General features: G+C 65.8%; 23 protein-coding genes. 17 read left to right on the forward strand and 6 right to left on the reverse strand.

Features of this window, described 5'->3' with window-relative positions; all coding sequences use genetic code 11:
• Nucleotides 1-39: 39 nt before the first annotated feature.
• The 4 genes from ACT17R_RS15710 to ACT17R_RS15725 form a co-directional block, all read right to left on the reverse strand.
• A complete protein-coding gene (locus ACT17R_RS15710; protein WP_062901017.1) occupies nt 40-1,563 on the reverse strand; it encodes a fumarate hydratase in 1,524 nt (507 codons plus the stop codon).
• Nucleotides 1,564-1,985: 422 nt separating this feature from the next.
• On the reverse strand, nt 1,986-2,450 hold the full coding sequence (locus ACT17R_RS15715) for a Fur family transcriptional regulator (RefSeq protein ID WP_003042824.1): 465 nt from the start codon (nt 2,448-2,450) through the stop codon (nt 1,986-1,988).
• Between the two features lie 52 nt (nt 2,451-2,502).
• Complete coding sequence (locus tag ACT17R_RS15720; RefSeq protein WP_444809796.1) at nt 2,503-2,934, reverse strand: MerC domain-containing protein; 432 nt, start codon at nt 2,932-2,934, stop codon at nt 2,503-2,505.
• Nucleotides 2,935-3,067: 133 nt separating this feature from the next.
• Nucleotides 3,068-4,735 carry a long-chain-fatty-acid--CoA ligase gene (locus tag ACT17R_RS15725; RefSeq protein WP_444809797.1) on the reverse strand — a complete coding sequence of 556 codons (1,668 nt, stop codon included), beginning with the start codon at nt 4,733-4,735 and terminating at the stop codon, nt 3,068-3,070.
• 140 nt (nt 4,736-4,875) lie between these two features.
• Here ACT17R_RS15725 and ACT17R_RS15730 point away from each other — a divergent pair, with 140 nt between their 5' ends.
• The 15 genes from ACT17R_RS15730 (at nt 4,876) to ACT17R_RS15800 (ending at nt 21,255) form a co-directional block, all read left to right on the forward strand.
• Nucleotides 4,876-5,415, forward strand: a complete 540-nt coding sequence (locus tag ACT17R_RS15730; protein WP_234181087.1) for a hypothetical protein — start codon at nt 4,876-4,878, stop codon at nt 5,413-5,415.
• Between the two features lie 27 nt (nt 5,416-5,442).
• Nucleotides 5,443-7,269, forward strand: a complete 1,827-nt coding sequence (pabB, locus tag ACT17R_RS15735; RefSeq protein ID WP_444809798.1) for an aminodeoxychorismate synthase component I — start codon at nt 5,443-5,445, stop codon at nt 7,267-7,269.
• A 128-nt stretch (nt 7,270-7,397) separates the two neighbouring features.
• Entirely contained in the window at nt 7,398-8,609 is a 1,212-nt protein-coding gene (locus ACT17R_RS15740; protein WP_217373133.1) for a pyridoxal phosphate-dependent aminotransferase, read from the forward strand.
• 292 nt (nt 8,610-8,901) lie between these two features.
• A complete protein-coding gene (msrA, locus tag ACT17R_RS15745; RefSeq protein ID WP_086457309.1) occupies nt 8,902-9,567 on the forward strand; it encodes a peptide-methionine (S)-S-oxide reductase MsrA in 666 nt (221 codons plus the stop codon).
• A 192-nt stretch (nt 9,568-9,759) separates the two neighbouring features.
• Entirely contained in the window at nt 9,760-10,875 is a 1,116-nt protein-coding gene (bla, locus tag ACT17R_RS15750) for a class A beta-lactamase (protein ID WP_444809799.1), read from the forward strand.
• Nucleotides 10,876-10,881: 6 nt separating this feature from the next.
• Nucleotides 10,882-11,193, forward strand: a complete 312-nt coding sequence (locus ACT17R_RS15755) for a hypothetical protein (RefSeq protein ID WP_444809800.1) — start codon at nt 10,882-10,884, stop codon at nt 11,191-11,193.
• Between the two features lie 127 nt (nt 11,194-11,320).
• Nucleotides 11,321-12,529 (forward strand): ADP-forming succinate--CoA ligase subunit beta, encoded by a 1,209-nt coding sequence (gene sucC / locus ACT17R_RS15760; RefSeq protein ID WP_003042798.1) that lies wholly within the window; start codon nt 11,321-11,323, stop codon nt 12,527-12,529.
• A gap of 110 nt (nt 12,530-12,639) precedes the next feature.
• Nucleotides 12,640-13,389 (forward strand): electron transfer flavoprotein subunit beta/FixA family protein, encoded by a 750-nt coding sequence (locus ACT17R_RS15765; RefSeq protein ID WP_186401147.1) that lies wholly within the window; start codon nt 12,640-12,642, stop codon nt 13,387-13,389.
• A complete protein-coding gene (locus ACT17R_RS15770) occupies nt 13,386-14,315 on the forward strand; it encodes an electron transfer flavoprotein subunit alpha/FixB family protein (protein ID WP_444809801.1) in 930 nt (309 codons plus the stop codon). The genes ACT17R_RS15765 and ACT17R_RS15770 overlap by 4 nt, the downstream gene beginning before the upstream one ends.
• A 13-nt stretch (nt 14,316-14,328) precedes the next feature.
• Nucleotides 14,329-15,717 carry a DUF389 domain-containing protein gene (locus ACT17R_RS15775; RefSeq protein ID WP_444809802.1) on the forward strand — a complete coding sequence of 463 codons (1,389 nt, stop codon included), beginning with the start codon at nt 14,329-14,331 and terminating at the stop codon, nt 15,715-15,717.
• A gap of 67 nt (nt 15,718-15,784) precedes the next feature.
• Complete coding sequence (locus tag ACT17R_RS15780) at nt 15,785-16,777, forward strand: cupin-like domain-containing protein (protein WP_444809803.1); 993 nt, start codon at nt 15,785-15,787, stop codon at nt 16,775-16,777.
• 40 nt (nt 16,778-16,817) lie between these two features.
• On the forward strand, nt 16,818-17,747 hold the full coding sequence (locus ACT17R_RS15785) for an energy transducer TonB (protein ID WP_444809804.1): 930 nt from the start codon (nt 16,818-16,820) through the stop codon (nt 17,745-17,747).
• A gap of 12 nt (nt 17,748-17,759) precedes the next feature.
• Nucleotides 17,760-18,539 (forward strand): enoyl-CoA hydratase, encoded by a 780-nt coding sequence (locus tag ACT17R_RS15790; RefSeq protein WP_444809805.1) that lies wholly within the window; start codon nt 17,760-17,762, stop codon nt 18,537-18,539.
• Nucleotides 18,540-18,608: 69 nt separating this feature from the next.
• A complete protein-coding gene (locus ACT17R_RS15795; RefSeq protein WP_444809806.1) occupies nt 18,609-19,940 on the forward strand; it encodes a phosphotransferase family protein in 1,332 nt (443 codons plus the stop codon).
• Between the two features lie 19 nt (nt 19,941-19,959).
• Entirely contained in the window at nt 19,960-21,255 is a 1,296-nt protein-coding gene (locus ACT17R_RS15800) for an acyl-CoA dehydrogenase family protein (protein ID WP_062901004.1), read from the forward strand.
• 28 nt (nt 21,256-21,283) lie between these two features.
• On the opposite strand, the gene ACT17R_RS15805 is transcribed toward ACT17R_RS15800, so the two are convergent.
• Nucleotides 21,284-21,595 carry an alkylphosphonate utilization protein gene (locus ACT17R_RS15805; RefSeq protein ID WP_234181071.1) on the reverse strand — a complete coding sequence of 104 codons (312 nt, stop codon included), beginning with the start codon at nt 21,593-21,595 and terminating at the stop codon, nt 21,284-21,286.
• Nucleotides 21,596-21,612: 17 nt separating this feature from the next.
• The gene (locus tag ACT17R_RS15810) at nt 21,613-22,377 is read right to left on the reverse strand and encodes a class I SAM-dependent methyltransferase (RefSeq protein ID WP_062901002.1); all 765 of its coding nucleotides are present in this window, start codon (nt 22,375-22,377) and stop codon (nt 21,613-21,615) included.
• Between the two features lie 123 nt (nt 22,378-22,500).
• Here ACT17R_RS15810 and ACT17R_RS15815 point away from each other — a divergent pair, with 123 nt between their 5' ends.
• Nucleotides 22,501-24,249 carry an N-acyl-D-amino-acid deacylase family protein gene (locus tag ACT17R_RS15815; RefSeq protein ID WP_234181069.1) on the forward strand — a complete coding sequence of 583 codons (1,749 nt, stop codon included), beginning with the start codon at nt 22,501-22,503 and terminating at the stop codon, nt 24,247-24,249.
• On the forward strand, nt 24,249-25,256 hold the full coding sequence (locus tag ACT17R_RS15820; protein WP_217373503.1) for a zinc-dependent alcohol dehydrogenase family protein: 1,008 nt from the start codon (nt 24,249-24,251) through the stop codon (nt 25,254-25,256). Before ACT17R_RS15815 ends, ACT17R_RS15820 begins: the two co-directional genes overlap by 1 nt.
• Nucleotides 25,257-25,274: the final 18 nt, after the last annotated feature.

Consider the following 25,274-nt stretch of genomic DNA (forward strand, 5'->3'; position numbering starts at 1 on the left):
TTGCCGGGGTGACGGGAACGAAAGAGCAGCCTTTGATGGTTAGGCTTTCTCGAGCAGCCCTTCGTCCTTGATCCGCTTTTGCCAGATTTTCGGCGCGTTGACGTGGACATTCTGGCCTTCGCTGTCGACCGCGACGGTGACGGGGAAGTCCTTGACCTCGAATTCGTAGATCGCCTCCATGCCGAGGTCGGCGAAGCCGACGACCTTGCTGCCCTTGATCGCGCGCGCCACGAGATAGGCTGCGCCCCCGACCGCCATCAGATAGGCGCTCTTGTGCTTGGCGATCGCCTGCGTCGCGGCGGGGCCGCGTTCGGCCTTGCCGACGCAGGCGAGCAGCCCCTGATCGAGCATCATGTCCATGAACTTGTCCATGCGCGTCGCGGTGGTGGGGCCGGCGGGGCCGACGATTTCTTCGCCCACCGGATCGACCGGGCCGACATAATAGATGACGCGGCCTTTGAATTCGACGGGCAGCTCTTCGCCCTTGGCGAGCATGTCGGCGATGCGCTTGTGCGCGGCATCGCGGCCGGTGAGCATCTTGCCATTGAGAAGGATGCGGTCGCCCTGTTTCCAGCTGGCAACGACTTCGGGCGTCAGCGTGTCAAGGTCGACGCGTTTCGCCGCGCTGTCGGGAGCCCAGTCGATCTGCGGATAGTCGGCGAGCACCGGCTTTTCGAGATAGGCGGGGCCGCTGCCATCAAGCGTGACATGCGCGTGGCGGGTCGCGGCGCAATTGGGGATCATGGCGACCGGCTTAGACGCGGCGTGGGTCGGCCAATCCTTGATCTTGATGTCGAGCACGGTCGCGAGGCCGCCAAGCCCCTGCGCGCCGATGCCGAGCGCATTGACCTTTTCATACAGCTCGATGCGCAGTTCCTCGGTCGGATTGCTCGGCCCGCGCGCGAGCAATTCGGTCATGTCGATCGGGTCCATCAGCGACTGTTTGGCCAGCAGCATCGCCTTTTCGGCAGTGCCGCCGATGCCGATGCCGAGCATGCCGGGGGGGCACCAGCCGGCGCCCATCTGGGGCACCATTTCGAGCACCCAGTCGACGATCGAATCCGACGGGTTCATCATCTTGAACTTCGACTTGTTCTCGCTGCCGCCGCCCTTCGCCGCGACGTCGATATGCACCTTGTCGCCGGGGACCATTTCGACATTCAGTACCGACGGCGTGTTGTCCTTGGTATTGACGCGGCTGAACGCCGGGTCGGCGAGGATCGAGGCGCGCAGCTTGTTGTCGGGGTGGAGATAGGCACGGCGAACCCCTTCGTCGACGACCTGCTGCAGGCTGCGGGGGCTGTCGAGGCGGCAGTCCATGCCCCATTTGACGAACACGGTGACGATGCCCGTGTCCTGGCAGATCGGGCGGTGCCCCTCGGCGCACATGCGGCTGTTCGAGAGGATCTGTGCCATCGCGTCTTTCGCAGCGGGCGAAACCTCGCGCTCATAGGCAGCGCCCAGGGCGCGGATATAGTCCATCGGGTGAAAATAGCTGATGTACTGGAGCGCGTCGGCGACGGTTTCGATGAGGTCGTCCTCGCGGATGATGACGGTGTTCATGTGCAGCCCTTTGCCCGGTTTCGTGAGTCGCGGTTTCCCTAGACCCGCATCGCGGCAACGGAAAGGGGGCAGCGCCTGCGGCGCCCGAAACCGGTCGCGGGCGGGCTCGCCGGGCGGCGCGCGGACGGGCGGACGACAGGGCGAAGGGGTAGCGCGGTGGGTGCGACGAGGAGTGGACGGCCCCGCATTGCGGCGACACGCCCGGCCTGCCGCGCGTCGCTATCGGGCCCGAAGATCGCGAGAAGATCGTCCTGCCCAACCGCGAACTCGAACGCAAGCACCGGTGCGCCGTAGCCCGGCTCGGCGCGAAGCTGTCTTGCGGGAAGCTTTGGCTCAGCCAAAGGCCGACCGTTATGGTTCCGAAACCGAGGAAAAGCGCCGCGAGCCACCAGCGTACCGCTGGCGGCGCGCCCGCATTCAATCTATTGGCACTCGGCGCATTTTCCGCGCACCTCGATCACCGGGCGCTCGGCGGCAAATCCGGTCGCGGCGGCGGCAGCGCGCACGCCGTCGGACAGCTTGTCATTATCGACATGAACGGCATTGCCGCAGCTGTCGCAGATCAGGAAGATGCAGTCGTGCAGGCAGCCGGGATGGCTGTTGGCTACAAAGGCATTGGCACTTTCGACCCGGCGGACGAGATTGTTGGCAACGAACAGGTCGAGGATACGATAGACGCTGTTGGGCGCGACCCGCTTGCCGCGTTTTTGCGAGACGATGTCGGCGATTTCATAGGCGCTCGCTGGCTTGCCAATTTCGGCGACCGCATCGAAAATCTGCGCGCGCATGTCGGTCCACGCTTCGCCGGCCTTTTCGAGCGCGTCCTGCGCCGCATTGGCGAGCGAGGCGCCGCTGGCCTCGATATGCGCATGTTCGTGCTTGCCCATGGGGATAATGTAGGCGCTTTGGGGGGCGCCCGCAAGCTGCGGGCAATGCGTATCAGTGCGCCGCGCGGCGATTGAGATCGTGCCCGAGCGCGACGACCGCAACGCCGATCATCGTCGCGAGCACTTCGCTGCCGTCATGCGGCCGCGACAGAGCGCCCGCCATCATGCCCAGCCCGAAGCTGCCGACCGCGAACGGCATCATATAGCCGTGGCTGAGCACCCCTGCGACGAGCGTCACCAGCGCAAAACCGATCGCGACGACCAGCCCGATCTCGTGAAAGGCGGGATGCAGCAAAGCGCCGCCGACCGAGACGATCGAGGCAAAGAAGATCGTGCTGGCAAGGCAGTGGACGAGGCACAGGCCCGACAGGCCGATGGCGAGCTGATCGCCCGTCAAAGCGGTCAGCGGCCGCGAATCGCGCGCAGCCCGAACCAGCGCGCCAAGGCGCGTCAGAACAGGGGCATGGCCGGCGACGTGCGTCACCCGATTCTCCAAGGAAAGCAATTGCGGCCTTGATATGGCATAACATGACAAAGGTTACAATATCACATTATGACATTTCTATCCTGCCGCTTCCGGTCACCCCCGCGAAGGCAGGAGTGACGAGGGGCGGTTGTCATCCCCCCGCTTCGGCCCGCAAGGCCTTGCGGTCCAGTTTGCCGATCATCGTCTTGGGCAGATGATCGCGCACCTCGACGGCGCTCACGCGTTCATGCTTGCCGAGTTGCGGGTTTAGCCAGGCGGCGAGCGCGTCGCCCGAGACGTCATAGCCCTCTTCCAGCGTGACGAAGGCCTTGGGATGTTCGCCGCGATAGGGATCGGGGACGCCGAGGACGATCGCCTCCTTCACCGCCGGATGCTGGTAGAGTTTGTGCTCGATCTCGCTCGGATAGACCTTGAAGCCGCCGACCGCGATCATGTCCTTCAGCCGGTCGACGATGCGGATATAGCCGTCGGCGTCGATCGTTGCGACGTCGCCGGTGCGCAGCCAGCCGTCGGCGGTGAAGCTGTCCTGGTCGGCATCGGGGCGGTTCCAGTAGCCGCGCATGATCTGCGGCCCTTTGACCGCGAGCTCGCCGGGCTCGCCCATCGGCGCGTCCGTGACCGGATCTTCCTTGTCGAGCAGGCGGATATGGGTCGCGGGGATCGGCTGGCCGATCGTCCCGGCCTTGACCGGTCCCTCATAGGGGTTGGTCGCGACGACCCCGGCGCTTTCGGTGAGGCCATAGCCTTCGACGAGCGACGCGCCGGTTGCTGCAACGAATTTCTCACGCAGCTCGGCGGGCATCGGCGCGCCCCCCGAAATGCAGACCCGCAAGCTGGAGAAATCGGTCTTGGCAAGGTCGGGATGGTCGAGCAGTGCCTGATACATGGTCGGTACGCCGGGCAGCGCCGTCGCCTTCGTCCGGGTGATCGTCTGCAGCGCCTGTTTCGCGTCGAAGCGGGGGAGCATCGCGATCATGCCGCCGTTCAGCACCGTCCGGTTGAGGACGCAGGTATTGGCGAAGACGTGGAAGAAAGGCAGCACGCCGAGGATGCGGTCGTCGGCGTCGCGGTCGGGGTCGATCGCATTGACCTGCCGCGCGTTGGCGGTCAGATTCTGGTGCGTCAGCATCGCGCCCTTCGGCGTGCCCGTGGTGCCACCGGTATACTGGATCAGCGCGACATCGCCTTCCGGGTCGATGGCGACCGGATCGGGGCGAGCATCATTGTCGGTCAGCGCCGAAAAACGGATGATGCGCGGATCGTCGGGCACCGCCGCCGTCTCCTTGCGCCGGAACAGGCGGTAGAGGATCGACTTGGCCGCGGGCAGCCCGCCGGCGATCGAGCCGACGACCAGCCGCTTCAGGCTCGACCCCTCGAGCACCGCGAGCGCGGTCGGCAACAGCGCCGAGGCGCTGATCGTGAACAGCGTGTCGGTTCCCGAATCCTCCACCTGCGCCTCGAGTTCGGCGACCGTGTAGAGCGGCGAGAAATTGACCACGGTCGCACCGGCGGCAAGCGCGCCATAATAGGCGGCGACATAATGCGGAACATTGGGAAGGAACAGGCCGACCCGGCTGCCCTTGCCGATACCGCGCTTCTGCAGGCCGCGGGCGACGCGGGCGACCCCGTCCGCGACTTCGGCATAGCTGAAACGGCGCCCCATGAAGTCGAGCATCGGCGCCTCGCCGCGCCGCGCGACGCTGTCGGCGAGCATGGCAGGCAGCGAGAGGGGCGCGAACGACTGGTTCCATGGGGCGGGATGGCGATAATCGGTCGACCAGTCGTAGAGCGTGCCCATCGGGGGATGGCGTCCTTTCGCAAAATGAGGCGGGATTTCCTTACACTAGGGTCAGTAAGCCGATATCGCAATCGGCAGCGCGCTTGCGGGCCGACGCCGCGGCGGCTAGGCAGGGCCATCGTCTTTGCAGGGGGATTGTCATGTCGCAGCTTTCATCTCGGATCGTCGCGGCCGTTGCCGTCATGGGCTGTCTGGTCGTGACCCCGGCGTCTGCAAAGGACAAAGACAAGGCGGCGCCCCGCCCGGCGCAGATCGAACAGCTCTATGCTTGCCGCGACATCGCCGATCCGACGCAGCGTCTTGCCTGTTTCGACCGCGAGGTTGGGTCGCTTGCCAGTGCGGACGAGGCCCGCGAAATTGTCTTTACCGACCGCGAAACGGCCAAGAAGACGCGCCGTGGCCTGTTCGGGTTCAGCTTTCCCAAGCTCGGCGGCATTTTCGGCGGCGACGAGGATGAGGTGCGCGAGATCGATACGGTCATCAAATCGGTGAGCATGGACCGGTCGGGGAAATATACGATGACGATGGAAGACGGCGCCGTCTGGTCGCAGATCGATACGACGGTATTGCCGCGGCAACCTAAGCCCGGCCAGAAGATCCATATCAAGACCGCGACGATGGGCAGCTATTTCGCCAGCGTAGAGGGTGGGCGGTCGATCCGCATGAAGCGCGACCGCTGACCACCTGGCGCCTTTGACTGCCGTGCCATGACCAAGACCGCGCGATTGAGCCGGCCGACGGCTGGCGCTTCGCCCTTTGTACTGCTCGACGACGCGCGGGCAGAGAATGCAGCGTGCGCGCGGCTGTTCCGCGATCCGATAGAAATCCTCTGCGCCCGCGCGGTGCGGGACGTGGCGGCTCTGCTCGATGGGCTGGCGGCCGCGCGCGCGCGCGGGCTGCACGCCGCTGGCTACCTCGCTTATGATGGAGGCAAGGCGCTGGCGCCCGCCTCGCGGCACCGCTCTGCCGCGCCGATGAACTTCGATGCGCCGCTCGGCTGGTTTGGCCTGTTCGAGCGTGTTGAGCGGATCGATGCCGACGCAGTTGCGTCGCTTCTACCCGACCCCGGTGCCGCCTGGATCGGCGCACCACGTCCGCGCGTGGCGCGTGCGGATTACGAAGCCGCTGTCGCGCGGGTTCTCGATTATATTCGTGCCGGCGACATTTATCAGGCCAATCTGACCTTTCGTGCCGATGTGTCCTTCGCGGGCGATCCACTCGCCGTCTATGCGCGGCTGCGGCAGACGGCGCGCGCGGGATATGGCGGTTTCATCTGGACCGGCGAGCAGGCGATCGCGTCGCTGTCGCCCGAGCTTTTCTTTACGCTGCGCGGCGGCGCGGTGATGGCGCGGCCGATGAAGGGCACGGCCGCGCGCCGCGCCGATCCCGAAAGCGACGCGCGCGCGGCGCGGGCGCTCGCGCTAGATCCCAAGCAGCGTGCTGAAAATCTGATGATCGTCGATCTGCTCCGCAACGATCTGTCGCGCGTTGCCGAGGCCGGATCGGTCGCGGTGCCCGAACTGTTTCGCGTCGAGACCTATCCGACTATTCATCAGCTTGTCTCCGACGTCACCGCAGCGCTCCCTGCGGACAAGGGCGGCGCTGACGTGCTGCGCGCCGCCTTTCCATGCGGGTCGATCACCGGCGCACCCAAGGTGCGGGCGATGGAGATCATCGACGAACTGGAGGCCGAGCCGCGCGGGATTTACACTGGTTCGATCGGCTTCATCGCGCCCGATGGCGAGGCGGCGTTCAATGTCGCGATCCGTACGCTCGTCTTTCCGTCGCAGCGCGACTTGCGCGACGGAGCGCATTGCGCCACGCTGGGGCTGGGTTCCGGAATCGTCGCCGACAGCGAACCGGCTGAAGAATGGCGCGAATGTCTGGCCAAGGGGGAATTTGTGGTCGCTGCCGGGCAAAGCTTCGATCTGATCGAGACGATGCACTTCGATCCCGTGGACGGCGTCCAGCGGCTCGAGGGGCATCTGGCGCGCATGAAGGCGAGCGCCGAGGCGCTGGGTTTTCATTTCGACCGCCATGGCGCGCGCAACAATCTTCAGTCGGCGACCTTTCGCCTGCGCAGCGCCGCGCGCGTGCGGATGCGGCTGGCGCCCTCGGGCGCGCTCGCGGTCGAGGTGTCGCCGCTGCCGCGGCTTGCCGAGCTGCCGGTACCGGTCGCCGTCGCGCCGGCGCCGCTCGCTCCGGGCGATTTCCGTCTGACCCACAAGACCAGCCTGCGCGGCGCCTATGACGAAGTGCGCGCGGCGCACGGCACCGCCGAAGTCGTGTTCGTCGACGAACCGGGATTCGTGACCGAAGGAAGCTGGAGCAACATCTTCGTCGAGCGCGACGGCCTGTTGCTCACGCCGCCGCTGTCGCTCGGCCTCTTGCCCGGCGTGCTGCGCGCCGAACTCGTCGAAAAGGGACGGGCGGTCGAGTCGCATCTGCGCGTCGCCGATCTGGCGGACGGCTTCTTCATCGGCAATTCGCTGCGCGGGCTGATTCCGGCACGGCTGGCGCAGCCCGCAGGCTGACTTTCGGCTTGCATAGCTAATTTATGGCGCCGCCGGCTTGCCTATTGCGGGCGGAGGCTTTAGGCGCGGCCCCGCGCAATTTCCTGTCATTTTGCAGCCTGTCCGCGCAAGCCACGGAAAGTATCGTCATGTCGCTGAAGCCGCACACCTCCGCCGCCCTCAATCGCATCCAGCCCTCGGCCACGCTCGCAATGACCGCGCGCGTCACCAAGCTGAAAGCGGACGGCGTCGACGTGATCGGCCTGTCGGCGGGCGAGCCCGATTTCGACACGCCCGATTTCGTCAAGGAAGCGGCGATCGAGGCGATCCGCGGCGGCCAGACCAAATATACGCTCGTCGACGGCACGGTCGCGCTCAAGGAAGCGATCCGTGGCAAGTTCCGCCGCGACAATGGGCTCGACTTCGGGCTCGACCAGATCACGGTCAATGTCGGCGGCAAGCATACGCTCTTCAACGCGCTCGTCGCGACGGTCGATCCTGGTGACGAGGTGATCATCCCGGCGCCCTATTGGGTCAGCTATCCCGACATCGTCGCCTTTGCCGGCGGCACGCCGGTGACGATCGAGGCGTCGGCGGCGCAGCATTACAAGATCACGCCCGAACAGCTCGACGCCGCGATCACCGCGAAGACGCGCTGGATCATCTTCAATTCGCCGTCGAACCCGTCGGGCGCCGCCTATTCGCCCGGAGAGCTCGACGCGCTGGGCGAGGTCATCCGCCGCCATCCGCATGTGATGGTGATGACCGACGACATGTACGAACATGTCTGGTACGCCGATTTCGCCTTCTCGACGCTGGCGCAGCGCTGCCCCGACCTGATCGACCGTATCCTGACCGTCAACGGCTGTTCCAAGGCCTATGCGATGACCGGCTGGCGCATCGGCTATGCCGGCGGTCCCGCATGGCTGATCAAGGCGATGGGCAAGCTGCAGTCGCAGTCGACGTCGAACCCCTGTTCGGTGGCGCAGGCCGCCGCGGTGGCCGCGCTCGGCGGGCCGCAGCAGTTTCTCGAGGAGCGCAACGCCGCGTTCCGCAAGCGCCGCGACATGGTCGTCGCGATGCTCAATGACGCGCCAGGGCTGAACTGCCCGGTTCCCGACGGGGCCTTCTATGTCTATCCCGACGCGAGCGGCTGCATGGGCAAGATGACCCCCGACGGCAAGCCGATCGACAGCGACGAAGCGCTGATCGACTATTTCCTCGACACCGCGCGCGTCGCGGCGGTGCATGGCGCGGCCTTCGGTCTTTCGCCAGCCTTCCGCGTTTCCTATGCGACGTCGGAGGCGGTGCTCAAGGAAGCGTGCATCCGCATCCAGCAGGCCTGCGCCGCGCTGCGCTGACCGCGGCGCCGGACGGGCGCTGTCTGAACGATTCCCCGCCATCCGGTTCACCGGATAGTAAGCCATCATCTTTATGGGTGATGGCGGTCACTGCACGGCGGCACGGGGCGCGCCATATCGTCGCTGTAACCGAGGGGGCCTCCCCCGCGAAAACGACAATATGACAAAAAGAGGCTTTTATGTTTTCGATGTTCCGCTCCGACTGGTTTCCGACCATGCTCGCCGGCTTCGCCATTGGCGCCTTGATCGTCGTGCTGAATCAGCCGGCGGTCGCCATGCCGATCTGACCGCGATGCGGCGCCCCTTCGCCGCGCTGATCGCTGCCGCGGTGCTGGCGCAGTGCGCGCCCGCGCAGGCGGAAAGCGTCGTCAAGCTCCCCGCGGCGGCCGTCGATCCCGCGGTGAAGGCGAAGCGCGCCGTTGCGGTGCTCGCGGGCGGATGCTTCTGGGGCGTCGAGGGCGTCTTTTCCAATGTGAAGGGCGTCGTGTCGGTCGAATCGGGCTATCATGGCGGTAGCAAGGCCACCGCCGAATATGACCAGACCTCGTCCGGCACGACCGGACACGCCGAGTCGGTTCGCATCGTCTATGACCCGTCGGTTGTCAGCTATGGCACCTTGCTGCGCATCCTGTTTTCCGTGGTCGCCGATCCGACGCTGAAAAACCGGCAGGGGCCCGACAGCGGCACCCAATATCGCGCCGCGATCGTGCCGATGGATGCCGCGCAGCGGCAGGTTGCGACGGCGTATCTCGCGCAGATCGGCAAGGGCCATTATTTCAAGGCGCCGATCGTGGTCCCGGTCGAAAGCTACAAAGGCTTTTACCGCGCCGAAGCCTATCATCAGGATTTCATGCGCCTGCATCCCGACAATGGCTATATCCGCCGCTGGGATGCGCCCAAGCTGGCGGCGCTGAAACGCCTCTATCCCGAATGGGTGCGGGCAACCCCGGCGCCCTGAACGGCGCCGCACGCGGCAAGCCGTTCAGCGTTCCGCCATTTATCGCGCGATAGGAATCATTCACCGCAAATCGCTGGTCCGCGCAGGCGGAGTGCGGGACGCATGGTGCCGGCCAAAAGGTCGGGCGATAAACTGGTCGCGGGTTGCGGGGTTATGATGGCGTTGGGATTTTCGAGCAGGCGGCTGCTCGGTATGGCGATCGGCGGAATGGCGCTGGCGGGCTGTGTCAGCGGTGCGGCACTGGTGCCGACGCCGCGGCAGGCGCAAACGGCGCCGCGCGGTGCGGTCAGCGTGCCCATCGGGCCGCCGGTCAGCACCGCAACGCCGGCGCGCGCCGTGAATGCGCCCCCCAAGGACGTCGTCGATCCGGGCTTCCGGCGCCCGCCGAGTGGCCTGAGCGACCGGATCTCGCAGCTTTGGCGGACTTTCCCCGGCAAGACCGGCATCGCCGTCCAGCGCATCGACGGCGAATGGTCGTTTTCGGAACGCGGCGGCGAATTATTCCCGCAGCAAAGCGTGTCGAAACTGTGGGTGGCGATGACCGTCCTCGATGCGGTCGACCAGGGCAAGCTCAGCCTCGACCGCCGGGTGGACATTGGCCCCAACGACCTCACCCTGTTCCATCAGCCGCTCGCGGCGCGCGTGCGGTCGGAAGGCAAGGTGACGATGAGCGTGCGCGACCTTATCGAAACCGCGATCACGCACAGCGACAACACCGCCAACGACAGCCTGCTGCGCACCGTGGGTGGTCCCGAGGCGGTCCGGCGCTTCATTGCGAAGAAGGATCTGGGATCGATCCGATTCGGTCCCGGCGAGCGCCTGTTGCAGAGCGCGACCGCCGGCCTTGCGTGGCAGCAGAGCTATTCGCGTGGCAACGCCTTCCAGCAGGCGCGCGCCGCGCTTCCCGATTCGACGCGCAAGTCGGCGCGCGAGGCCTATCTTGCCAATCCGATGGACGGCGCCGCGCCGGCGGCGATCGCGAGCGCATTGACCCGGCTGGCGCGCGGGGCGCTGCTGTCGCCCGAATCGACGCAATATCTGATGGGCGTGATGAGCCGGACGCGCAGCGGGCCGAAGCGGCTGAAGGCCGGGCTCCCGTCTGGCTGGGACTTCATGCACAAGACCGGCACCGGCCAGGATTACAAAGGCGAGACGGCAGGCTATAACGACATCGGCATCGCCACCGCGCCTGACGGCACGCGCTATGCCATCGTCGTGATGCTGGGCGACACATCGGCGTCGATCCCCGCGCGCATGGCGCTGATGCAGGCGGTCTCCGGCGCGGTGGCCGAATTTCACGGAAAGTAGGCTTCGATGAAACGGGTGATGGTTCCGCTGCTGGCGCTGCCGCTGGTCCTGTCCGCCTGCGCGACGCCCGAGACGCGGCTGCGCAGCGGACTCCAGAATGCCGGTCTGTCGAAGGCGATGGCGACGTGCATGGCGGGGCGCATGGTCGACCGGCTGTCGCTCGTCCAGCTTCGCCGCCTGTCGGCGCTGGGCAGCCTGAAGGACCGCGAAATCACCGACCTGACGCTCGACCAGTTCTTCCGCAAGGTCCGCGCGCTCAAGGATCCGGAGATATTGGCGGTGACGACCAGCTCCGCCGCGGTGTGTGCGCTGCGCTGATCAGGCCGCCGCTTTGGTCCGTGTCAAGAATTTCTGGGCGCGGCAGGGGTAGCCTTGCCGCGCAACTTGTGCTTATGCGGCGCCGCATATCTCCCCGCTTACAGAGTCGAAAGGCCCGGCAGAGCTCATGAACATCCACGAATATCAGGCCAAGGAACTGCTCGCGAAATTTGGCGTCGCGGTGCCCAAGGGCATTCCCGCGATGAGTGTCGAGGAAGCCGTCGCGGCGGCAAAGCAGCTCCCCGGACCGCTTTACGTCGTCAAGGCACAGATCCACGCGGGCGGCCGCGGCAAGGGCAAGTTCAAGGAACTCGGCCCCGATGCCAAGGGCGGCGTTCGCCTCGCCAAGAGCATCGAGGAAGTCGAAGCGCACGCCAAGGACATGCTGGGCAACACGCTGGTGACGATCCAGACCGGCGAGGCCGGCAAGCAGGTCAACCGCCTGTACATCACCGACGGCGTCGACATCGGCAAGGAATTCTACCTCGCGCTGCTCGTCGATCGCGCCACCAGCCGCATCGCGGTCGTTGCGTCGACCGAAGGCGGGATGGACATCGAGGAAGTCGCGCACTCGGCGCCTGAAAAGATCCACACCATCACCATCGATCCCGCCACCGGCCTGATGCCGCACCACGGCCGTGCGGTGGCCAAGGCGCTCGACCTGTCGGGCGATCTTGCCAAGCAGGCGGCAAAGATCCTCGAGGGCCTCTATGCCGCGTTCCTCGGCACCGATGCTTCGCAGATCGAAATCAACCCGCTCGCCATCTGTCCGACCGACGAGGGCGACAAGCTCTATGTCCTCGACGCGAAGGTCGGCTTCGATTCGAACGCGATGTTCCGTCACAAGGATCTCGCCGAGCTGCGCGACCTGACCGAAGAAGATCCGGCCGAGGTCGAGGCGAGCGAATATGACCTCGCCTACATCAAGCTCGACGGCAATATCGGCTGCATGGTCAATGGCGCCGGCCTTGCGATGGCGACGATGGACATCATCAAGCTCAACGGCGCTTTCCCGGCCAACTTCCTCGACGTCGGTGGCGGCGCGAACAAGGAAAAGGTCACCGCGGCGTTCAAGATCATCCTCAAGGATCCCGCCGTTCAGGGCATCCTCGTCAACATCTTCGGCGGCATCATGAAATGCGACATCATCGCCGAAGGCATCGTTGCCGCGGCTAAGGAAGTGAATCTGTCGGTGCCGCTCGTCGTCCGCCTGGAAGGCACCAACGTCGAAAAGGGCAAGGAAATCCTGGCGAACTCGGGTCTGGCGATCGTTCCCGCGAACGATCTGGGTGACGCGGCGAAGAAGATCGTCGCCGAGGTTGCCAAGGCGGCCTGACCGGTTTTCCCCTTCCGCTCTTGCGGCGGAAGGGGGCGCCCGCAGGTTGACGTTTACGTAAACGCCAATTATGGCGCACTGCACAATTCTTCGAGAGGAGCTGAAAAGCCATGAAAATCCTCGTCCCCGTGAAGCGGGTGCTCGATTACAACGTGAAGCCGCGGGTGAAGGCGGACGGCACGGGCGTTGACCTTGCCAACGTCAAGATGTCGATGAACCCGTTCGACGAAATCGCCGTCGAAGAGGCGATCCGCCTCAAGGAAAAGGGCGTCGCGACCGAGATCGTCGCCGTCAGCGTCGGCCCGGCGAAGGCGCAGGAAACGCTGCGCACCGCGCTCGCGATGGGTGCCGACCGCGCGATCCTCGTCCAGACCGACGATGAAGCCGAACCGCTCGCGATCGCGAAGATATTGAAGGCGATTGCCGATGCCGAAACGCCGGGTCTCGTGATCCTCGGCAAGCAGGCGATCGACGGCGACAACAACCAGACCGGCCAGATGCTCGCCGCGCTCACCGGCTGGGCGCAGGGCACCTTCGCCAGCGCGGTCAATGTCGAGGGCGATCATGTCAGCGTGACGCGCGAAGTCGACGGCGGTCTCGAAACGGTGAAGCTGAAGCTTCCCGCGATCGTCACCACCGACCTGCGTCTGAACGAGCCGCGCTATGCGTCGCTGCCGAACATCATGAAGGCGAAGTCGAAGCCGCTCGATACCAAGGCGCCCGCCGATTACGGCGTCGACACGACGCCGCGCGTCAAGACGGTCAAGGTGTCGGAGCCGCCCGTCCGCCAGGCCGGGATCAAGGTCGCCGATGTCGATGAACTGGTTGCCAAGCTCAAGGCGATGGGAGTGCACTCATGAAAACGCTCGTTTGGGTCGAACATGACGGTAGCGCCGTCAAGGATGCCACGCTCGCCGCAGTAACCGCGGCTTCGAAGCTTGGCGAAGTCCATCTTCTCGTCGCCGGTGAAGGTGTTGATGGCGTTGCCAAGGCGGCGTCGGAAATCGCGGGCGTCGGCAAGGTGCATGTCGCCGACAACGCAGCCTTCGGTCACAATCTGCCCGAAAATATCGCGCCGCTCGTCGCCGACCTCATGGGGTCGCACGACGCGTTCGTCGCGCCTGCGACGACGACCGGCAAGAATATCGCGCCGCGCGTTGCCGCGCTGCTCGACGTGATGCAGATTTCGGAAATCCTGTCGGTCGAAGGTCCCAAGACCTTCACGCGTCCGATCTACGCCGGCAACGCAATCGCGACCGTCGAAAGCTCGGACGCGAAGCTCGTCATCACCGTGCGCGGCACTGCGTTCGAGAAGGCAGCGGCGACCGGTGGTTCGGGCGCGATCGAAGCCGTCTCGGCTGGCGGCGACGCCGGCATTTCGAGCTTCGTCGGCGCCGAATTCGCCAAGCAGGATCGTCCCGAACTCACCTCGGCGAAGATCATCGTGTCGGGCGGCCGTGCACTGGGTTCGAGCGAGAAATATCAGGAAGTCATCGTGCCGCTAGCCGACAAGCTCGGCGCCGCGCTCGGCGCTTCGCGTGCTGCGGTCGATGCAGGCTATGTCCCCAACGACTATCAGGTGGGCCAGACCGGCAAGATCGTCGCGCCGGAAGTCTATTTCGCGATCGGCATCTCGGGCGCGATCCAGCATCTTGCGGGGATGAAGGATTCGAAGACGATCGTCGCGATCAACAAGGACGAAGACGCTCCGATCTTCCAGGTCGCCGATCTCGGCCTCGTCGCTGATCTGTTCAGCGCGGTGCCCGAACTGACCGGCAAGATCTAACCCGCCCGACCATATGGCCGGCAATCATCCCGGAGTGCCCGGACTGGGCGACGCGCCGTTCAACGCCGGCGGTCGCCGGTCCGCGCGGCCGGGGCCGGGGCGCGAAATCGACGATGATGACCGCGCGGGCGACGACGAGGAAGCCGTTCACGGCCGCGCGCTGATTCTGGCCAGCGTCGCGCGCGACGCGCGGCTCAACCAGAAATTCCTGTTGCTGATCACGCTGTCGGCGGCGATCGCCACGCTCGGCCTGCTTCAAGGATCTGCGGCGGTGGTGATCGGCGCGATGCTGGTATCGCCGCTGCTCGGCCCGATCATGGGCGTCGGCTTTGGCCTCGCGACGCTCGAATCCAATCTCATCAAGCGTTCGCTCGTCACCATGGCGGCGGGGATGGCGGTCGCGGTTCTCGTCGCGATGCTGATCATCTGGCTGTCGCCGATCAAGGACGTCACCCCCGAACTGCGCGCGCGGACGCAGCCGACGCTGCTCGACCTCGGTGTAGCGGTCGTCGGCGGCATTGCCGGCGTCTATGCGATCCTGCGCAAGCTGTCGGGCGTCATGGTCGGCGTCGCGATCGCGACCGCACTGGTGCCGCCGCTCTCGACGATCGGTTTTGGCCTGGCCACCGGCCGCCCCGACTTCGCGCTCGGTTCGGCGCTGCTCTTCCTGACCAACACGCTTGCCATCGCCTTTGCTGCGACGATCGTCGCACGGGTCAACAAATTCGGCCCCTCGCTGACCCCGCAGCATACAGCGATGCAGATAACCGGAATCATCGTCACGCTGGGCGTGCTGTCGATCCCGCTGGCGCTGTCGCTCAACAATATCGCGCGCGAGATCCGCGCACGCTCGGCGGTGCAGTCCGAACTCAATCGCCTCCTCGGTGACGGCGATCGCATCGACAGCCTGAATGTGCGCACCGAGGGCGAGGAGGTGGCGGTCGACGGCGTCGTCCTCGTCGATCAATATTCGGCGCAGCTCAACGATCAGCTCGCCACCAAGGTTCGCGGCGATCTCGACCGCGACGTCAGCGTCAACCTCGTCCAGCTCAAGCAGCAGACCAACGCCGCGGTGCAGTTCGAGGAGCGGCTGAACCAGCGGCTCGCCACGCTCGAACAGCGTGACGCCGACAGCATGGGGATCATCGCCGGGCTGACCATTGGCGAACTCATCCCGCGCGCGCGGGTGCTGGTCGATGCGCAGGCGCGCCGCGTCGTCGTGCAGCGCGACCGCGAGGGCGAAGGCGAACAGGTCGCCGCGGCGATCGACCGCATCATGGCCGACATCCAGGGCCGCTACCCGCAATGGCTGATCGAAAACGGCAGCTTCACCCCCGCCGAACCGCCGAAGGAGCCGGCGGACGGCGCGACCGGGGAAGGGCCTGCGGCCGCGCGCCGGTAAACCCGGCGTCTTGATACCGACGCATTCGCGATCATAGGGTGGGCGCTGCCCCCTTTGGAGTCGTTCGATGCCCCAAGCCGACAAGCGCCTTATCCTCGCCGACGGGCTGGCCGCGGGCGACGATGATGCGGCGCTGCATGCGCGGCTGATCGCCGCGGGCGTGTCGGCGGCTTCGGCGAAATATGAGGTCGAGCGGCTGGCCAAAGACCCGATGGCGCTTGCGTTGCGGCGGCAGGCGTCGCGCAGCGCCAAGCAGCAATGGCTCTTCGCCAATCAGGCGCGGCTTGCGCGCGAGAGCGAAGGCGGCTTCGCGCTCGATACCGCCGACCGCATCGCCACTCGAGACTTTTATCGCGGCTATTATGATGCGAACCGTCCGGCGAAGCTGACCGGCCTCGTCGATCATTGGCCCGCCCTGTCGCGCTGGTCGCTCGATCATTTTGCGGCGGTCGCGGGCGGCGCGGCGGTCGAGGCGCAGGTGGGGCGCGACGGCGACCCCGATTATGAACTCGCCAAGGACGCCCATCGGCGGATGCTGCGGTTCGGCGAGCTGATCGACTGGCTGCGGGGGGACGAGGCAAGCAACGACATTTATCTCACCGCCTATAACAGCGGCACCAACGCGGCGGCGCTCGCGGCCCTTTGGGACGATCTGGCGCCGATCGACCTCTTGGAGCCGCGCGAGGTCCGCGACGGCTTTTTCTGGCTAGGTCCCAAAGGGACGCTGACGCCCTGGCACCATGATCTGACGAACAATCTTCTCGTGCAGGTCATGGGCCGCAAGCGAGTCCGCATGGCGCCGCCCTGGGCCTTTGCGCGGATGCGCAACAGCCGCCATTGCTTTTCCGATTGGGGCAACGAAGCGCTGCCAGCGGGCGATGGCACCGCCGAAACACCGCCGGTTCTCGAATGCGTGATCGGGCCGGGCGAGGCGATCTTCCTGCCCGTCGGTTGGTGGCATCAGGTCGAGGCGCTCGACCTGTCGGCGAGCATGAGCTTTACCAGCTTCCGCCGTGCCAACGCGCATGTCGACGATTATCAGTCGTGGGGTGCGCTCTGAAAGACTTGCCTTGGCCAGCTTCTTCGCCGACATTCCGGCCATGGAGAGAGTGACTTACCGCAGTTCGTCCGTCGTCGCCGTCGCGATGCTTTCGCTGCTGACGGCTCCAAACGCAGGCGCCAAGCCGAAAGAGCCGATGCATCTTCAGCCCAGTTCGAAGTGGCTTCTGAATTATGCGGACGACAGTTGCCGCCTGGCGCGCCAGTTCGGCGAGGGCGACGACAAGGTGATGCTGGTCATGGACCGCTTCGAACCCGGCGACGGGATGCGGATGAGCTTTTTCGGCAAACCGGCGCGTACGAGCCGGATGGACGGCGATGCGAAAATTCGCTTCGGCCCGAACCAGGCGGAGCAGGCGATCGGATTCTACCCGGGCAAGGGCGATGGCAAGACCCCGGCCCTCGTGCTGCGCAGCGAAGTGAGAATTGCACCGCGCAGCGAAGCCGAAAGCGCAGCTCATGACGCCGCGCACGACGCGGGCGATTTCAGCTTCCGCTGGTCGACGGTTACGCCTGCCGAAGAAGCCGCGGTCACATGGATTGAAGTGGGCGTCCCAGCCGGTCGGAACTTCGTCCTGGAGACGGGTTCGATGGGCAACGCCTTTGCGGCGCTGAGCAAATGCACCGACGAACTGCTCGGCCATTGGGGCGTTGACGTCGCGCGGCATGCAACGATGACGCGTCCGGTCACCCCGAAGAGCGATCCTCGCCAATGGATCCGGTCGGATGAATATCCCAAGGAGATGCTTTGGCAGGGGCAGCGCGCGCTGGTGCAGTTCCGGCTCGATGTCGATGCGTCCGGAAACCCCACCGCATGTCACATCCAGCAAACGACGCGCGCCAAAGAATTCGACGACGCGGTTTGCAAATCGATCATGCGCCGTGCCGAATTCCTTCCCGCGCTCGACGCCGAAGGCAAGCCGATGGCATCCTATTGGCTCAACAGCGTCAATTTCCATGTGGGATTGTAAAGGGGCTTCCTCATGTCGCTGATCCGCCTCGAATGCCAGGATGCCGTCGCCACGGTGACCCTGAACCGCCCCGAGGCGATGAATGCGCTCTCGCGGGCGCTGCGCGCCGAGCTTGCGGCGGTGATGCGGCAGCTTGCCGCCGACGACAGCGTGCGCGCGATCGTGCTGACGGGGGCGGGCGAGCGCGCCTTCACCGCCGGGCTCGACCTCAAGGAACTGGGGGCCGACACCAGCAATCTGGGCGCGGCCAATGCCACCGACGCCGACGACAATCCGGTCAAGGCGATCGAGCTCTGCCCGCAGCCGGTGATCGGCGCGATCAACGGCGTCGCGATCACCGGCGGGTTCGAGCTTGCGCTCGCCTGCGACATATTGATCGCATCGACGGCAGCGCGCTTCGCCGACACACATGCGCGCGTCGGCGTCATGCCCGGCTGGGGCCTGTCGCAGAAATTGTCGCGGCTGATCGGTATCGGCCGCGCCAAGGAATTGTCGCTGACCGGCAATTTCCTGGGCGCCGAGGCGGCGCGCGACTGGGGCCTCGTCAATCGCGTCGTTACCCCAGAAGAGCTGGTCCCCGCGGCGCAGGCGCTCGCGCGCGCGATCGCCAGCGCCGATCCGGCGATGGTGCGAAGCTACAAGCGGCTGATCGACGATGGCTATGCGCTGCCCTTCGGTGATGCGATGGCGCTTGAACATGCGCGGTCGTCGGCGGCGAACCGCGCCGTTCGCGCCGAAGAGGTCGAGGCGCGGCGGATGGCGGTGATCCAGCGGGGGCGCGCGAACATCTGACGCGCCGCCGCGCCCACCTGTCACGATTACGGGCTTGCGGAGCCCGAAAATACTTAGCAAGGGGAAGTAATGTCCGATCTGTCGACCTTGCTGCCACCCTTCATGATGCGCGTTGCCGGTGCCGGCGACCTGTCGAACCTGACCCGCCTTTCGGGCGGCGCCAATATGGAAAGCTGGGCGTTCGACTGGGGCGGCGGCGCCTATGTGCTGCGCCGTGCGCCCTCGGCCGAATATATGGAAGGGCGGCCTTATGGCCATCCGGTCGAGGCTGCGCTGGTCCGCGCGGCGCACGCTGGCGGGGTCAAGGCGCCCGAGGTGATCGGGGTGCTGTCCGATGCCGACGGCATGGGGACGGGCTATGTCATGCGGCGCGTCATCGCCGAAGTCAGCCCGGCGAAGATATTGGCCGCGCCGCCGCCGTCGCTCGTCGCCGACCTGGGGCGCGAACTGGCGTTGATCCACGCGCTGCCTCGCGCCGCGATTCCGGCCGAAATTCCGGTGATGGATACCGCCGCAGCGCTCGCGGAGCTCAAGGCGCGCTTCCTTTCCTATGGCGGCGACCGGCCGGCGATCGCGCTCGCGGTCAAATGGTGCGAGGATCATCTGCCCGAACCCGCCGACCCGGTGCTCGTCCATGGCGACTATCGCATGGGCAATGTCATGGTCGACGCGGATGGTCTTGCCGCTGTGCTCGACTGGGAACTCGCGCATCTCGGCGACGCGCATGAGGATCTGGCCTTCGGCTGCATGACCGTGTGGCGCTTCGGCATGCTCGACAAGCCGGCGTTCGGGGTCGGCAGCCTCGACGATTATTTTGCCGCCTATGAGGCCGCGGGTGGGCGCCCGGTCGACCGCGACCGCTTCAAATATTGGCTCGTCTATCGCACCCTGTGGTGGGCGCTCGGCTGTTTGCAGATGGGGCAGGCGTGGCGGAGCGGCGCCGATACGACGGTCGAACGCGTGGTCGTGGGGCGGCGCACTGCCGAACAGGAACTCGACATCATCCGGCTGCTCGAAGATGGGGCGCCTGCGGCCGAGCGCGGGGCGCCGCTGCCGCCTTCGCCCGCCGCCGCGGCGGCGCCGGTCGGCGAACCGACGACGCAGGAAATGGTGCAGGCGGTGCGCGATTGGCTGGGGGAGGCGATCAAGCCCCAGGCCGAGGGGCACGGCAAATTTCAGGTCGCGGTCGCGATGAACGCGCTTGGCATCGTGATGCGCGATCTTGGCGCGGGCATCCGTGCCGAGGACAAGACGCTGGCCGGGGACATACTGGCCGGGCGGGTGACGCTTGCCGAACCCGGCCTGCTCGCGCGCCTGCGCCGCGCCGTGCTCGACAAATGCGCGGTCGACAGTCCCAAATATGCGGCGCTCGCCGCGGCGCGGGCCGCCTGGAACGGATAGAGACAAGGGGAGAGAAACGATGGATTTTGCGGTTCCGGCCGATTTGCAGGCCTATCTCGACGAACTCGACGCCTTCATCGCGGCGGAGATCAAGCCGCTTGAGGATGCGGACGACAATATCCGCTTCTTCGACCATCGCCGCGAACATGCGCGCACCGACTGGGACAATCAGGGATTGCCGCGCCACGAGTGGGAAGAGCTGCTGAAGCAGGCGACCCGCAAAGCCGATGCCGCGGGCCACTGGCGCTTTTCGGCGCCGAAGAAATATGGCGGCAAGGACGGATCGAACCTGTGGATGGCGGTGATCCGCGAGCATTTTGCCGCCAAGGGTCTCGGTCTCCACAATGATCTGCAGAACGAACACAGCATCGTCGGCAATTTCCCCTTCGTCGAGATGTTCGAACAATTCGGCACCAGCGACGAGCAGAAGCAGGAATTCATCCTCGGCGGCTTCGAAGGCAAGCGGCGCACCGCCTTTGGCCTCACCGAACCCGATCACGGCAGCGACGCGACGCATATGGAAACGCGCGCGGTACGCGAAACCCGCGACGGGGTTGAAGGCTGGCTGATCAACGGCGAGAAGATGTGGACGACGGGGATGCATGTCGCGACCCACTGCGCGACCTTCTGCCGCACCAGCGGCAATGACGGCGATGCCAGGGGGATCACCTGCCTGCTCGTCCCCAACCCGTCGCCGGGCCTCGTGATCGAGGAATATCTTTGGACCTTCAACATGCCCACCGATCACCCGCGTGTCAGCTTTACCGACGTATGGGTGCCGGACAGCGCGCGGCTCGGCCCGGTCGACGGCGGCCTGTCGATCGCGCAGAGTTTCGTCCACCAGAACCGCATCCGTCAGGCGGCCTCATCGCTCGGCGCGGCGGTTTACTGCATCGAGGAAAGCGTGCGCTATGCGCGCGAGCGCAAGCCTTTTGGCGAGGCGCTGGCGAAGAATCAGGCGATCCAGTTTCCGCTCGTCGAGCTGGCGACGCAGGCCGAAATGCTGCGCCTCCTCATCCGCAAGACGGCATGGGAAATGGACAATATGCCGCACAAGGAGGTCGAGCGCAGCCTCTCCGACAAGGTGAGCATGTGCAATTACTGGGCGAACCGCCTCGTCTGTCAGGCGGCCGATCGCGCGATGCAGGTGCATGGCGGCATCGGCTATTCGCGCCACAAGCCGTTCGAGCATATCTATCGCCACCACCGCCGCTACCGGATCACCGAAGGGGCCGAGGAGATTCAGATGCGCAAGGTCGCGGCCTATCTGTTTGGCTATCTCGGCCCGCGCAGGGAGACGCTGGGGAAGATTTGAGGTCGCCAATCGGGAGGCTGAGCGGGCTTCACCGCTTCCGCACGAACTCCGTTCGCAGCACCAGGCCCCTGATCCCTTCGTAGCGGCAGTCGATCTCGTCGGGATCGGCGGTCAGCCGGATCGACTTGATGACGGTGCCGACCTTCAGCGTCTGGCCCGCGCCCTTCACCGGCAGATCCTTGATGAGGACGACCGAGTCGCCGTCGCTCAGCACATTGCCGACCGCGTCCTTCGCTTGCGGAAGCGCATTGGCCGCCGCCGCCCGCTCGCGCGCTTCGCTGGCGGGCAGCCATTCGCCGCTCGCCTCGTCATATACATAGTCGTCGTCGTTGCTGCTCATCGGGGCGCTCTATCCATCTATTCCGGCTTGCGAAAGCGCAGCGTGAACTGATCGGTCTTGCCGCGAATGGCAGGGTCGAAGACATTGGCGGTGCGCGGGTCTTCGGGGCGCTTGTAAAGGTCGCTCTCGGCCTCAAGCATAAAGCCCGCCTTGGTCAGCGCCGCGACGACCGCGGCCTTGTCGATGCGGTGCAGGCTGTCCGACAGCGTCGTGCCGCTGCCGTCCGCCGCGCTGTGATCGACCACCACCAGCGTGCCGCCGGGCTTGAGCGCGGCGAAGAGTGCGGCGCTGGCCTTGTCGCCCGTCCCTTCGGGGAAGGGCTTCAAATAGAGATCGTGAAAATTCTGCACCGTCACGATCGCGTCGAGCGGCACCGGAAAAGCCGGAGCGGCGAAGGCGCCCCCGACCGCATCGACATTGGCATAGGCCGCCGCGACCGCACTCTGGTCGTCGCCATATTGCTTGCGAAAGGCGATGAACTCGGCGGGCTGAAAAGCATAGACATGCCCCGCGGCGCCGACGGCTCCGGACAGGATGCGCGTCAGATAGCCGCCGCCCATCACATAATCCCCGACGCTCTGGCCCGGTTCGATGCCGGCGAAGGCGAGCAATTCGGCGGGCTTGCGGGCGGCGTCGCGGTCGCGGTCGGCGGCCGGGCGTGCCGGATCGGCAAGCGCTGCAGCATAATCGGCGGCGGGCGCGTCGGCGGCGATGGCCGGAACGGCAGCTGCGGCAAGAGCAAGCGCCGCGGCGGCGGCGACAAGGGTAAAGGGACGGATCATGGCATCGACTCCCGTTGGTTTGTCGCACGGCTATAGCCGTTCGCCGCACACCGTGCGCGCTTATTTGCACTGTCCTGAATTGATGATAGGTTTCGCACTGAAACCAAATAACGGGAGAGCGAGATGTACGATCTGGTGATTCGCGGCGGCACCGTCGTCGATGGCACGGGCGGTCCGTCGATGGTGGCCGATGTGGCGGTCGAGGGCGACCGCATCGTTGCGGTCGGCACCGACCTCGGCGCAGGGCGCGAGGAAATTGACGCGCGCGGCAAGATCGTCACACCCGGCTTCGTCGATGTTCACACTCATTATGACGGTCAGGCGACGTGGGACCAGGAAATGGCGCCGTCGAGCTGGCACGGCGTCACCACCGTCGTCATGGGCAATTGCGGCGTCGGCTTTGCGCCCGCCCGGCCCGACCGCCACGACTGGCTGATCGGCCTGATGGAAGGTGTCGAGGATATTCCCGGTACCGCGCTTGCAGAAGGGATGAGCTGGGAGTGGGAAACCTTCCCCGAATATATGGATGCGCTCGAAAAGCTGCCGCGCACCATTGATGTCGCCTGTCATGTCCCGCACGGCGCGGTGCGCGCCTATGTGCTGGGCGACCGCGAACAGCCGGGCGCGGTTCCGACGGCCGAGGACATCGCCGAAATGTCGCGCATCGTCGAAGAGGGGGTGCGCGCCGGTGCGCTCGGCTTTTCGACGAGCCGCACCGTCATCCACAAATCGGTCGACGGTGAAGTCGTCCCCGGCACGACCGCGACCGCCGAGGAACTGATCGAGATCGGCCGTGCGATGGGCCGCGTCGGTTACGGCGTGTTCGAAATGGCGAGCGACCTCAACCGCGAATGGAACGAGTTCGACTGGATGGGCAAGCTGAGCCGCGAAACCGGCCTGCCCGTGACCTTTGCGGCGCTCCAGTCGATCGCCAAGGAATTGCCGCTCGACGAACAGATCGAAACGATGCGCGCCGAAAATGCGAAGGGCGCCAATATCGTCGCGCAGATCGCGCTGCGCGGCAACGGCATCATCATGGCGTGGCGCGGCACCGTCCATCCCTTCCGCTTCCGCCCGTCATGGCGCGCCATCGAAGGCCTGTCGTGGGAGGAGCAAAAGGCGAAGCTGCTCGACCCCGCGTTCAAGGCGCAGCTCCTTTCCGAAGACAATGACTTCAGCGAAGCGCCGCAGGACATCATGGGGCTGTTGATGGTCGTTGCCGGCGGCTGGACGATGCAGTTCGAGATGGACGATGATTTCGACTATGAACCCGGCGCCGATGCCAGCATCGCGGCGCGCGCCGCGGCGGCGGGTGTCGATCCGGCCGAATATGCCTATGATCTGCTGTGCCGCGACGGTGCGACCGGTTTCGCCTATCTGCCGATCCTCAACTATGCCGACGGCAATCTCGACTTCCTCGAGGCGCTGCAGGACAGCGATGATACGGTGAACAGCCTGTCGGACGGCGGCGCGCATTGCGGTACGATCTGCGACGCCGCATCGCCCACCTTCATGCTTCAGCATTGGGTGCGCGATCGCAAGCGCGGCGGGCGCGTGCCGCTGGAACGCGCGATCAAGCGCCAGTGCCGCGACACGGCGCTGCTCTATGGGCTCGAAGACCGCGGACTGGTGGCACCGGGCTATCTCGCCGATCTCAATGTCATCGATATGGAAGCGATCAAGCTCGGCAAGCCTTGGCTCGCTTTCGATCTGCCCGCGGGCGGCAAGCGTCTGCTGCAAAGGGCCGACGGCTATGTCGCGACGGTCAAGTCGGGCGTCATCACCTTCAGGGGAGGCGAAGCGCAGGGCGTTTATCCGGGCGGCGTGATCCGCGGTCCGCAGCGCGTCGAGCTCGCGATGGCGGCGGAATGATGCGGGCCGTCCGGCTTCGCGCTCCCGCTTCGCTCGACAATCTGACGCTCGCCGATCTCGCCGATCCCGGGCAACCGGGGCCGGGGGAGATCCGGGTGCGGCTGGCGGCGTCGTCGCTCAACTTCCACGACTATGCGGTGGTGGCGGGCATGATCCCCGCTGCCGACGGGCGTATCCCGATGTCCGACGGTGCCGGCGTGGTGGAAGCGGTGGGCGAGGGGGTGACGCAGTTCGCGGTGGGCGATCCGGTCGTCTCGATCTTCTTTCCCGACTGGATCGACGGCGCGCCGCCGACGAGTGCTTTCACGCGGGTGCCGGGCGACGGCATCGACGGCTATGCCCGCGAGGTCGTCGTGACGCCCGATCATTGGTTCACGCGCGTCCCGGCGGGCTATTCGGCAGCGGAGGCCGCTACGCTGACCTGCGCCGGGCTGACCGCCTGGCGCGCACTGTTCGTTGATGACGCGATCCGGCCGGGTTCGACCGTGCTGGTGCAGGGATCGGGCGGGGTGTCGATCTTTGCGCTGCAGTTCGCCAAGGCCGCAGGCGCGCGGGTGATCGCGACCAGCTCGTCCGACGACAAGCTCGCAAGGCTCAAGGATCTCGGTGCCGACGAGCTGATCAATTACAAGGCGGTTCCCGCCTGGGGCGCGAAAGCGATGGAACTGACCGGCGGGCGCGGGGTCGATTGCGTTGTCGAGATCGGGGGTGCCGGTACGCTCGACCAGTCGATGATCGCGACGCGCGTCGGCGGCCATGTCGCGCTGATCGGCGTGCTCGCTGGCTTTGCCGGGCCGGTGCAGACCGCGCTGCTGATGGCGAAAAATCTGCGCGTTCAGGGATTGACCGTGGGGAGCCGCCAGCAGCAGCTCGACATGATCGCCGGGATCGAGGCGAATGCGATCCGGCCGGTGATCAGCGATCATTTCCCCCTCGAAGGCCTTGCCGATGCGTTCCGCCATCAGGCGGCGAACAAGCATTTCGGCAAGATCGTCGTCGACATCTGATACGAAAAAGGACCGGCC

Origin of the sequence: Sphingopyxis sp. Q841, assembly GCF_052384365.1 — a bacterium.
Classification (GTDB): domain Bacteria; phylum Pseudomonadota; class Alphaproteobacteria; order Sphingomonadales; family Sphingomonadaceae; genus Sphingopyxis; species Sphingopyxis terrae_A.

Excerpts from the sequence above, each read along its gene's own strand:
- ACT17R_RS15765 (WP_186401147.1), top strand. The coding sequence starts at position 12,640 with ATGAAAATCCTCGTCCCCGTGAAGCGGGTGCTCGATTACAACGTGAAG.
- ACT17R_RS15715 (WP_003042824.1), bottom strand. The coding sequence starts at position 2,450 with ATGGGCAAGCACGAACATGCGCATATCGAGGCCAGCGGCGCCTCGCTC.
- ACT17R_RS15785 (WP_444809804.1), top strand. The coding sequence starts at position 16,818 with ATGGAGAGAGTGACTTACCGCAGTTCGTCCGTCGTCGCCGTCGCGATG.
- ACT17R_RS15780 (WP_444809803.1), top strand. The coding sequence starts at position 15,785 with ATGCCCCAAGCCGACAAGCGCCTTATCCTCGCCGACGGGCTGGCCGCG.
- ACT17R_RS15740 (WP_217373133.1), top strand. The coding sequence starts at position 7,398 with ATGTCGCTGAAGCCGCACACCTCCGCCGCCCTCAATCGCATCCAGCCC.
- msrA (WP_086457309.1), top strand. The coding sequence starts at position 8,902 with ATGCGGCGCCCCTTCGCCGCGCTGATCGCTGCCGCGGTGCTGGCGCAG.
- ACT17R_RS15710 (WP_062901017.1), bottom strand. The coding sequence starts at position 1,563 with ATGAACACCGTCATCATCCGCGAGGACGACCTCATCGAAACCGTCGCC.
- ACT17R_RS15820 (WP_217373503.1), top strand. The coding sequence starts at position 24,249 with ATGCGGGCCGTCCGGCTTCGCGCTCCCGCTTCGCTCGACAATCTGACG.
- ACT17R_RS15730 (WP_234181087.1), top strand. The coding sequence starts at position 4,876 with ATGTCGCAGCTTTCATCTCGGATCGTCGCGGCCGTTGCCGTCATGGGC.
- ACT17R_RS15800 (WP_062901004.1), top strand. The coding sequence starts at position 19,960 with ATGGATTTTGCGGTTCCGGCCGATTTGCAGGCCTATCTCGACGAACTC.
- ACT17R_RS15770 (WP_444809801.1), top strand. The coding sequence starts at position 13,386 with ATGAAAACGCTCGTTTGGGTCGAACATGACGGTAGCGCCGTCAAGGAT.
- ACT17R_RS15805 (WP_234181071.1), bottom strand. The coding sequence starts at position 21,595 with ATGAGCAGCAACGACGACGACTATGTATATGACGAGGCGAGCGGCGAA.
- ACT17R_RS15810 (WP_062901002.1), bottom strand. The coding sequence starts at position 22,377 with ATGATCCGTCCCTTTACCCTTGTCGCCGCCGCCGCGGCGCTTGCTCTT.
- ACT17R_RS15815 (WP_234181069.1), top strand. The coding sequence starts at position 22,501 with ATGTACGATCTGGTGATTCGCGGCGGCACCGTCGTCGATGGCACGGGC.
- ACT17R_RS15790 (WP_444809805.1), top strand. The coding sequence starts at position 17,760 with ATGTCGCTGATCCGCCTCGAATGCCAGGATGCCGTCGCCACGGTGACC.
- pabB (WP_444809798.1), top strand. The coding sequence starts at position 5,443 with ATGACCAAGACCGCGCGATTGAGCCGGCCGACGGCTGGCGCTTCGCCC.
- ACT17R_RS15755 (WP_444809800.1), top strand. The coding sequence starts at position 10,882 with ATGAAACGGGTGATGGTTCCGCTGCTGGCGCTGCCGCTGGTCCTGTCC.
- ACT17R_RS15725 (WP_444809797.1), bottom strand. The coding sequence starts at position 4,735 with ATGGGCACGCTCTACGACTGGTCGACCGATTATCGCCATCCCGCCCCA.
- ACT17R_RS15795 (WP_444809806.1), top strand. The coding sequence starts at position 18,609 with ATGTCCGATCTGTCGACCTTGCTGCCACCCTTCATGATGCGCGTTGCC.
- ACT17R_RS15775 (WP_444809802.1), top strand. The coding sequence starts at position 14,329 with ATGGCCGGCAATCATCCCGGAGTGCCCGGACTGGGCGACGCGCCGTTC.
- sucC (WP_003042798.1), top strand. The coding sequence starts at position 11,321 with ATGAACATCCACGAATATCAGGCCAAGGAACTGCTCGCGAAATTTGGC.
- bla (WP_444809799.1), top strand. The coding sequence starts at position 9,760 with ATGGCGATCGGCGGAATGGCGCTGGCGGGCTGTGTCAGCGGTGCGGCA.